The organism is Hyphomonas sp. TMED31 (genome assembly GCF_002172815.1).
GTDB classification, from domain to species: domain Bacteria; phylum Pseudomonadota; class Alphaproteobacteria; order Caulobacterales; family Hyphomonadaceae; genus Hyphomonas; species Hyphomonas atlantica.
Genome location: NZ_NHCK01000102.1, coordinates 1 through 9286 on the forward strand (window position 1 = coordinate 1; position 9286 = coordinate 9286).

Here is a 9286-nt window from a genome sequence, read left to right on the forward strand (position 1 = left end):
GAAATCCTGCGGGGCATTGGCGCGAAACATATCGTCAACTCGACCTCGCCAACGTTCATGGAAGACCTGATCGCAGCGTTGATGGAAACGGGCGCGACACTCGGCTTTGATGCCATTGGCGGCGGGCCACTGGCTGGTCAATTGCTGATCGCCATGGAAGCGGCCGCAAGCCGCAAGATGAAAGAGTATTCGCGCTATGGCTCCGGTCAGGAAACGCAGGTTTTCATCTATGGTCGCCTGGACATGTCGCCGACGCTCGTGCCGCCGGGCGTGGGCTTTGCGTGGAATCTCAGCGGATACTTGCTGACACCATTCCTGCAGAAGGCTGGCAAGGAAGTTCGTGCGCGCATGTACAAGCGCGTGATTGACGAACTGACCACGACCTTTGCCAGCCACTACACCAAACGCATTTCTCTGGCCGAGGCCCTGAATCTCGATACGCTGAAAGCCTACGATGCCAAGGCCACCGGCGAGAAATACCTCATCACGCCGAACGCATAGAAAGCCCTAGCCGATCCTGTCATGCGTGATGCGTATGGCATGATCGGCATCTTTCAACACGATGATATCGGCAGTCTCTTTCAAGGGGGCGATATGATCGCGCAGGTTTGGCAGATTGATCCGATCCCAGACCGATGTTGCAAACTCTACCAGCTCTGTCTCTGACATGTGCAGGAAGTTTGCGTAGAATGAAGTCGGGTCATCTTTTGCGGCGTGCCAGAGGCGCTGAAAGCGCTCCAGGTACCAGTCGAGCAGGTTTTCCTCACTGGCATCCAGATAAACAAGGTAATCCGGCTCGCGCGCTGAACGGGGGGGTGCTGAGAGGGGCTGAAAGCCGAGGCCTTCGAGAATAAGAATGTCCGGCTGGGTAATCGTCTGCGTCAATGCAGGGTCTATGTCATAGGTAACATGGCTGTAGCCGGGAAAGTCTGCTGCGCCATTGGAGAGGGCTTCGATCGCATCTCCCAGCGCAGCGACATTGTACGTCTCCGGAAATCCCTTGCGTAGCGTCAGTCCGCGCGCCTCCAACACATCATTCGGAAACAGGAACCCGTCCGTCGAGACGGTTTCCACGGCGTGCGCGTTCGCCAGAAACGACGCGACCTTGTTGGCCAGCGTCGTCTTGCCTGATGCGACGGACCCAGTCAGTGCAACAACTGCGCCCTCATGTTGGCGACTGAGCTCGGAAAGTCGTGCGCCGAGCGCCGTAATTCCAGGCGCATGGGGGACAGTGGGGGAGTCGGGCATGATCGGCTGGCTCCGTGAAGGAAAGAGACTGCCCGGAGCCTAGCCAAGTCACCATGCCTGTCCAGTTGAAACGAGTCAGACCGTGCGCTTTGCCTTGTCTTTCGCGTTGGTGGCCTCAATCGCATCGCGTGCGGCCTGCCACTCGGCATCGCCCCAAGCGGTCAGCTGCGCAAAATTGCCACCGGACGCATTGTACATCGCGCCGTCGATGGCGATGGTCTGGCCGTTCACATATTCCGCGCCCGGCGCGATCAGGAAGACGGCGAGATTGACCAGTTCGTGCATTTCTCCGACACGGCCCATCGGGTTTGCAGCGCCGGAATCCATACGCTTTGCCCCCTCAGCATCCGGAGCGAGCCGTTTTGACATGCCTTCGGTTGGGAAGGGGCCGGGGGCGATGGCGTTGAAGCGCAGGCCGTAGCGTCCCCATTCGACCGCGAGCGATTGCGTCATTGTGTTCACAGCGGCCTTGGACATTGCAGACGGCACGACAAACGGCCCCCCATTCCAGACCCAGGTTGTCAGGATCGAGCAGACGTTTCCGCGATGGCCTTCCTTGATCCAGCGTTTGCCGATGTCGTGCGTCATGTAGAACGTGCCACGGAAGACGATATTGGAGATTGCATCGAAGCCGCGGATCGAAAGGTCTTCGGTCCGGCTGATGAAATTGCCTGCAGCATTGTTGATCAGGCCGGTAAGCGGCCCGTGCTTTGCCCAGATGTGATCATTCATGTCAGTGATCGCTTCGGCCACGCGGATGTCACAGGCATGCGGTACGACCTTGCCGCCATGTTTCTCCATCAATTCACTGGCGGTATCTTCGCAGACTTGTCCGCGTCGCCCGCAGATGTGGACCTCTGCGCCCAGCTTCAGGAAGCCTTCCGCCATCTCCTTGCCGAGGCCCGTACCGCCGCCGGTTACCAGAACGCGCTCGCCCGCCATCAGGCCGTCGCGGTACATCAGTTTCGTCGTGTCCATGTGATTCCTCCCATTGTGATTTTCTGGTAAGAGTATAGGGCGCTGGAGGAGGGAGGCACCCATGAATCGTTTGCTTTTGTCGATTGCCGTCGCGGCATTCTGCACGGGAGGGGCTCAGGCGGGTCCATTGGACGTGTTCGGCACATTCGTGACGCAGAAGGAGGGCTCGCACATCCGCATCTCTGACTGCGGTGACGGGACGCCTTGCGGTGTCATTGTCTGGATCGATCCTGATAGCGTTTCCGAGGGTATGACGCCGGAGACGGCCACCGATGCGAAGGGTGACAAGATCCTTGGCCTGACCATGCTTGAGGGCTTCAAGCAAAAGGCCAGTGGCTGGACCGGCGGAACCATCTACAATCCGAAAGAAGGCAAGACCTATGGGTCGAAGATCCGCTTGCTGGAGGATGGAGTGCTGGAGGTGAAGGGCTGTATCGGTCCGATCTGTCAGACCCAGCTCTGGCCACCTGCCGACGCTACTTCCTGAATGGCAGGCTGACGAGCCGCCACAGAATCCAGATCGGCATCACGACGGCCGCGCCGGCCAGTGCTGGTTTCCAGAAGTTCTGCATTGCCCATCCAAGAGCCGCCAGGGCGGTGCTGGCGACATTCGCAATTGCTGCGCCCATGTCCACGTCCGGATTGGCGGGATTGAATTGCGACGCCAGCACGAAAAAACCCACGAGAATGCAAAGCGCGAGCAGTTTCAGCGAGCCCCATATCGAGATGCCAAACAGGCGCACCAGAAGCGGTCGGGGCGGCACTTTCACCGGCGCCCGAGGCGGAGGGGCCTCGGGAATCGGCTCAACCTTGACTTCTGGCAGCTCTGAATTGGGATCTGTCGACATGGTGATAGGGGGGCGAACTAGTCGTTGGCAGCTTGCTTCTGGATTTCGACCTGGTGCGGATACGGAATGGAAATTCCCTCGCGATCGAAAGCTTCCTTCACGGCTTTGGTGAGATGGAACTTCACGTCCCAATAGTCGGCGGCCTGCACCCAGCTACGGCTTGCGATGTCGACGGAGCTGTCGCCCAGATTGACAACTTTGACGAATGGCTCGGGATCGCGAAGAATGCGGCTGTCGGAATCGATAACCTGGCGGATGATGGCGATGGCCTTGTCCATGTCGTCATCATAGTCGATGCCGAAGGTGACATCTGCACGCCGCGTGGGGTAGCCGGAGTAGTTTTCGATCACGCCATCGATCGCCTGGCTGTTCGGGACCAGAACTTTGACGTTGTCCGGTGTGGCCAGAACCGTCTGGAAGAGATTGATGTCCTTCACCGTGCCGCCAACGCCGGCGGCCTCAACATAGTCGCCCAGCTTGTAGGGGCGGAACAGCATGATCATGACGCCGGACGCGATGTTTCCGAGCGCGCCCTGCATCGAGAGACCAATGGCCAGCGTCAGGGCACCGAGTACAGCCACGAAGCTGGTCGCCTGCACGCCAAACACTTGCAGAACGGCGATGAGAACTGCCGCCGTAATGGCCCACCGAACAATCGAGGCGAAGAAATTGCCCAGCGTATCATCAATGCCTTCGCGCTTCAGCGCTTGGGTGCGTACCAGGCCCGCAAGCCACCCTGCGATGCGAAGACCGATGATCAGGACCAGCAGGGCGCCGAGCACTTTCACACCGAATGAGATGATGAAGGGGCTGTATTCGCTCCAGATGGTTTCGAGCGTCAGGTCTTCGGGCATGTAGTGACTCCTTTTGTGTGGAGGGATTAGTCTTCAGTATCTGTAATGTCTGATTGTGACGCCTGTTCCGAGGTGTGCTGCGCTGGCGGGCGGTAGGCCATGTTGACCTGATGCGGAAAGGGAATGCTGATACCTTCACGATCAAAGGCCTCTTTGACGCCTTTTGTGATGTCCGCACGGACCTGAACGAACTCTGGTGTGGCGACAAACGCCCTTAGGCGAAGACGCACGCTCCAGTCCGCCAATGCGTGTACCCCGACCCAGGTTTCGTCCTTGGCCAGTACACGCGGATGACCATTCGCGACGCCCAGCAGGGTTTCCAGCGCGTGGTCCATATTGTCGTCATAGGAAATGTCGAAATAAAGATCGAGACGCCGCCTTGTCTGGCGTGTGTGGTTGACCAGAGGATCGCCCCACACCTTGTCATTCGTCACAGACACGACCTTGTTGTCGATTTGTTTGAACGTGGTGCGGAAGGGCGTGATGTCGGTGATCTCACCTTCCATACCTGAGAGCGTTACGTAGTCTCCGATACGAAACGGTCGGAAAATCGCCAGCATTACACCGGCCGCCACAGCCTTCAGCGTGTCCTGAAGCGCCAGACCAATGGCCAGCGCCGCGCCGCCCAGCAAGGCCGCGAGCGACGCCGTGGGAAAGCCNAGCTGCGTCAGTGCCAGTACAATNGCAATTGCGAAGATGACGTANTTCAAGAGGGANGCAGAGAAGGCGAAAAGCGTATCGTCCGCACCGTGCCTCATATGNGCCTGATTGCCCATCTTGCGCATGGATCGTGCGACCCAATTCGCGAACAAGACCGCGATAACAAGGATGGCTATTGCCGCGAAAGCGCCCGGCCCACGCCGATTGATGATGGCTTCCCAGTCATAGCCGGCAAGGCCCAAGGGCAGGGGCGACAAAAAGATCAGCGCAAAGACGCGCGCGACCGAGCTTGCAATATCCCAGCTTGAGCCTTCGAAAGACTTGTCCTTTGCTGTGACGCGCTTTCCGAATGCGACGACCAGTTTCTTGACCAGGCCCGATACGAACCAGACCAGCATGCAGGCGAGGAGGACCAAGCCCCATTTTTCGATGAGGGGCCAGGACGCGGCAAGCCAGACGGGCCAGTTTGATGTATCAACATCCGGCAGGGTAATGTCGTTGAAGTCCATGTCGAACCGCTCATCCACTATTGTGCAAACAGAGCGTCAATTTGCACACCCTGTCCAGCTGTTCAGACCGGTATGACCGATCCGTCTGCCCCGCGAAAGAGGCGGAGGCAGATTGTAATTGCCAGAACAATTGCGCTCATGATCGCCAGCCAGTGCATTCCGGTGACAAGCCAATTGTTGAGAACGATACCCATCACACCCCAGGCCAGAGCGATAAAATACCACCAGCTGCGGCTGATATAACGGGCAAACATCCATGCCGCGAGGCANGCNGTGACAAGCGTGATCCAGAGCATCTGCCACGGGAAATCCGTTGCGCCGATATCGGTAAAAGTTCGNAGGGTCAGGGGAATGGAAATCGCGACGGCGACAGTGATCCATCCCGACAGCATGGCTGAAGCAAAATCCGCAAGCGCTTTCTTGGGGCTCCACCCCATTTCGCGCAAGCTATCCGCCCGCCACGCGGCTATCCAGGCTGCGATTGCAATTGGAAACAATAGCAGGAAATCCAGGGGCTGANATGCGATCAGCTGCGCACTGAGCATCCAGACAATGTTGAAAAGACCAGCCCAGGCAAGCGGAATAGCGATTCGGTCCATCCAGGGTTCGCGAGCCCGCCAATAGGNGAGTCCAAACAGAAAATAGCCCAGAAAAATCACGCTCCAAATGGAAAAGAATACAGGAAGCGGCTGTTCCGGCAGGGTCATGTCCCGGGTGGCGTTTCCAATTGGAGTGCCAATACCCAGTGCAGGCGCAAGCGCTCCGGATAGTGGCTGAAGGATTCCGAACAGAAGAATGATCAGGGGCAGATGCTTTTTCATGCGTCTCATATGAGGCCTTTTTCAAATGGGGCAAATTGGCGGCGTATGAAAAAAGTGGGATGCAGCCTGCATTTTTCGCGTTATAGGGCGCGGTCTCTGCGGAGACTCACAAGAGGAATTTGCTCATGGCAAAAGCACCTGCGGCCAAGAAGGCCGCTGCAAAACCGGCCGCCAAGAAGGCGACCACCACGGCCCGTAAAACCACTGCAGCAGCGAAAAAGCCTGCTGCAAAGACCGCTGCCGCGAAAAAGCCAGCCGCCCGCAAGGCAGCTGCGCCGAAAACCGCTACGCGTTCTACGGCTGCCCGCGCGACCGCTGCAAAGACACCAACCACGGTGACGATGCGCCAGCTGTCCGCTGAAATGGCAGAGGCTCACGGCCTGACCAAGAAGCAGTCGGAAGAAATCTTCTCCGATCTGGCTGACCGGATCACGAAGCGCCTGAAGAAGGGCGAACGTTTCCGTCTCAACGGTCTCGGCACGCTGGAAGTGCGCAAGCGCCCGGCACGCATGGGCCGCAACCCGGCAACGGGTGAATCCATCAAGATCAAGGCGTCGAAGAAAGTTGCTTTCCGCGTCTCCAAGGAACTGAAAGAGTCCGTCTAGGGATTTCCTGTTCCAGTGAATTTTGAAGAGGCCGGGTGCATGTCATCCGGCCTTTTTTGTTTTTGCTCGAGGCTGTTCTCGGCTTTCGCCGCGGCCTCTGCGCCTGCGCCTTGCTTGTGGANGCGCTCTATTCCTGCAACATGGCCTCAAGTNTCTNCAGGCGGTCCGCCTCGTCTGCGGGCTTGTCCCATCGGATACGGTTGATCCGGGGAAAGCGCATCGCGATGCCGGATTTGTGACGCGCAGACCGTTGAAGCCCTTCGAACGCAACTTCCAGCACGAGAGACGGTGTCACCGACCGAACCGGCCCGAAGCGCTCAATCGTGTTTTCACGGACGAATTTGTCAAGTTGCTTCAGTTCGTCATCGGTGAANCCGAAATAGGCCTTTCCGACCGGGGTTAGCCGGTCTTCGCCGTCTTCATCGCGCCAAACCGCAAAGGTGAAATCGGAATAGAAGCTGGAACGACGGCCGTGTCCGCGCTGGGCGTACAGCAATACGGCGTCGACGAGATAGGGATCGCGCTTCCATTTGTACCAATGCCCCTTCACCCGGCCGGGCAGATAGGGGCTGTCCCAGCGTTTCAGCATCAGGCCTTCAATCTCCGGCGCCGGGGGTGCCATGCGCTGGGCGTCCAGGTCCTCCAGCGTTGTGACCGGGACAAGGGGAGAGAGATCAAAGCGCGGGCTGGCAGTGGCGGCGATAAACGCCTCAAGCCGTTCGCGCCTTTNCCGAAAGCTCAGCTGGCGGACATCCTCATCTCCATCCTGCAGCANNTCNTAGGCNCGGATAAAGGCCGGGCGCGCATCCATCTGTTTCTTCGAGACGGTCTTGCGGTTCAATCTCTGTTGCAGCGCATTGAACGGTGCCACGCTTTCCCCGTCNTCCGCGCGTACGAGCAGTTCGCCATCCAGCGTGCCTTCAAAATCCATCCCCGCCAGTACGTCCGGGAAGGTGTGGGAGATNTCNTCTCCCGTCCGCGTATAGATGCGCCGGACGCCGCCCTCGCTGCTGGCCTGCACGCGGATGCCGTCATATTTCCATTCGGCGGCAAAGGCGTCTGACGTGATCAGTGCAGGGTCCACCGCATCCGGATTGTCCCGCTCCGCCTTGGCGACCAGCGGATGCGCCAGCATGACCGGCCGGAAGGGCGCGCGTATGTCCGGTTCTGGCCTGCCGGTCTTGCCCTCCAGCCAGGCAAACAGGCTGTCATAGGGCGGGGCGAGGCCGTGCCAGATCTCCTCGATCTCNGTCACATCCACATCGCCGAAATCCGCNAGCGCCAGCTTGGCGAGGCGCGCCGAGACGCCGATCCGCATGCCGCCCGTGATNAGCTTCAGCAGGGCCCAGCGNCCNGTCGGGTCCAGCCCATCCAGCCAGTTCGCCACCAGTCTCTGCGCCTCTGNCCGGGTTGCGCCGTCCAGCGCCTCGACAATCTCCGACAGGGGCGGGGGNCGGTTNGCGCGCCGCTCGCCCGGCCAGACGAGGCTGACGGTTTCGGCCATGTCGCCNACATAGTCATAGGACAGGCGGAAGAGTTCCGAATCCATCCGGTCTGTCACCAGTTCCCGTATGGCGGCGGGCTTGATGCTTTTCAGGTCCAGANCCCCNGTCAGCGCGCCGAGGGCATAGCCGCGGTCGGGGTCTGGCGCGCTGCGGAAATAGGAGACAATCAGGCGTAGCTTGCCGTTACGCGAAGGCGTTAGGACAAGACGGTCAAGAAGCTCTGCGAAGGCCTGCATGGGCCTAAGATAGAGTCGCCACGCGAAGAATCCATCAAGGGAGCCCCACCATGAGCCTGAAACTGCACCACCTCAACGCCTCGCGCTCGCAGCGCATTGTCTGGCTGCTGGCCGAGCTGGGCGTGCCGCACGAGATTGTCCACCACAGCCGCGACCCGGAAACCCGGCTGGCCCCGGCGGCGCTGCTGGANATTCACCCNATGGGCAAGTCGCCCCTGCTGGAGGATGGCGACACNGTGATCGCNGAGACAGGCGCGATTGCCGAATANTTGCTGGCNANNCANGANCCGGACCATNCGCCTNCANCCNCGNGCGGANTCGGCTGATTTCCCGCGCTANCTNGAATGGGTCCACGCGGCNGAGGGGGCGATCTTCCTGCCGGGCCTGTTCCGCTTCTACCTGATGAATGCCGGCCTGCTGGACACGCCGCTGGCCGCCGCGATGGAGGGCGAACAGGCCAAGGCGATGAAGACGATCGAGGCCCATCTGGCGAAGCACGCCTATTTCGCGGGCGAGACCTTCACCGCCGCCGATTGCCTGATGGCCTTCCAGATCCAGTCCGCCGCCGCCGCGGGCGCGCTGGAGGCCATGCCCGCCACAAAGGCCTGGCTCGAAAAAGTGCAGGCCCGCCCGGCCTACAAGGCGATGCTGGAGGTGGGGGTTTAGGGGGCAATTCTCCCCCGGCCTGATCTGGGGTGGGGCGATGGCCATGCCATCGCGATCCCCCTCTAGCTCCCCCTTTGCAAGGGGGAGAACGACCCTCAAGCAAGGCGGTTGCTGTCTGCGTTCCTCCCCCTGCAAGGGGGAGGACAGGTGGGGGCCTGCGATGTTCCCTCCAGCACAAACATCCGGACTGGCCGAAACCATCCGGGTATCTCTTTTTGGCTCAAAGAGCCTGGCGCAGCGGGCGCCGTGGCGCTCCGCCTGATGATTTGTAGATGGCTACGGAGTGGAGCGTTACCGCCCGCCGCGCCGGACAGGGTCTTCAGCGGACACCTCGAAAGGGCCCAAGGTCCCGGGTC

9 protein-coding genes and 2 pseudogenes are annotated in these 9286 nt (G+C 59.8%); 5 read left to right on the forward strand and 6 right to left on the reverse strand.

All coding sequences use genetic code 11. The annotated features are described in order from the left end of the window. Positions 1-501 (forward strand): annotated as a pseudogene (locus CBB91_RS14010) (NADH oxidase); the annotation flags it as partial. Positions 502-507: 6 nt separating this feature from the next. Here CBB91_RS14010 and CBB91_RS14015 read toward each other — a convergent pair. Then, a complete protein-coding gene (locus tag CBB91_RS14015) occupies positions 508-1248 on the reverse strand; it encodes a type I pantothenate kinase (protein ID WP_051602854.1) in 741 nt (246 codons plus the stop codon). A gap of 75 nt (positions 1249-1323) precedes the next feature. Further along, positions 1324-2226, reverse strand: coding sequence for an SDR family oxidoreductase (locus CBB91_RS14020; RefSeq protein WP_035554518.1), 903 nt, complete (start codon positions 2224-2226; stop codon positions 1324-1326). 61 nt (positions 2227-2287) lie between these two features. Between CBB91_RS14020 and CBB91_RS14025 the strand changes: the two genes are divergently transcribed. Further along, on the forward strand, positions 2288-2713 hold the full coding sequence (locus CBB91_RS14025; protein WP_051602855.1) for a DUF2147 domain-containing protein: 426 nt from the start codon (positions 2288-2290) through the stop codon (positions 2711-2713). Here the strand turns inward: CBB91_RS14025 and CBB91_RS14030 are convergent. From CBB91_RS14030 to CBB91_RS14040, 3 genes are read right to left on the reverse strand one after another with little or no spacing between them, the layout of a single operon-like run. Further along, positions 2703-3074 (reverse strand): DUF6460 domain-containing protein, encoded by a 372-nt coding sequence (locus CBB91_RS14030; RefSeq protein WP_162176009.1) that lies wholly within the window; start codon positions 3072-3074, stop codon positions 2703-2705. The genes CBB91_RS14025 and CBB91_RS14030 overlap by 11 nt on opposite strands. Positions 3075-3091: 17 nt before the next feature. Next, positions 3092-3928 carry a mechanosensitive ion channel domain-containing protein gene (locus CBB91_RS14035; protein ID WP_035554519.1) on the reverse strand — a complete coding sequence of 279 codons (837 nt, stop codon included), beginning with the start codon at positions 3926-3928 and terminating at the stop codon, positions 3092-3094. Positions 3929-3954: 26 nt separating this feature from the next. Next, on the reverse strand, positions 3955-5097 hold the full coding sequence (locus CBB91_RS14040; RefSeq protein ID WP_273014831.1) for a mechanosensitive ion channel family protein: 1143 nt from the start codon (positions 5095-5097) through the stop codon (positions 3955-3957). A gap of 946 nt (positions 5098-6043) precedes the next feature. On the opposite strand from CBB91_RS14040, the gene CBB91_RS14045 reads away from it, so the two are divergent. Then, complete coding sequence (locus CBB91_RS14045) at positions 6044-6523, forward strand: HU family DNA-binding protein (protein ID WP_081806221.1); 480 nt, start codon at positions 6044-6046, stop codon at positions 6521-6523. Positions 6524-6650: 127 nt separating this feature from the next. Here the strand turns inward: CBB91_RS14045 and CBB91_RS14050 are convergent, their stop codons facing one another. After that, positions 6651-8264 carry a cisplatin damage response ATP-dependent DNA ligase gene (locus CBB91_RS14050; protein WP_273014833.1) on the reverse strand — a complete coding sequence of 538 codons (1614 nt, stop codon included), beginning with the start codon at positions 8262-8264 and terminating at the stop codon, positions 6651-6653. Between the two features lie 50 nt (positions 8265-8314). Here CBB91_RS14050 and CBB91_RS14055 point away from each other — a divergent pair. Both CBB91_RS14055 and CBB91_RS14060 read left to right on the forward strand, forming a co-directional pair. Continuing rightward, a pseudogene (locus tag CBB91_RS14055) lies at positions 8315-8590 on the forward strand (glutathione S-transferase N-terminal domain-containing protein). 76 nt (positions 8591-8666) lie between these two features. After that, positions 8667-8930, forward strand: coding sequence for a glutathione binding-like protein (locus tag CBB91_RS14060; RefSeq protein WP_273014835.1), 264 nt, complete (start codon positions 8667-8669; stop codon positions 8928-8930). The last annotated feature ends 356 nt before the right edge of the window (positions 8931-9286 follow it).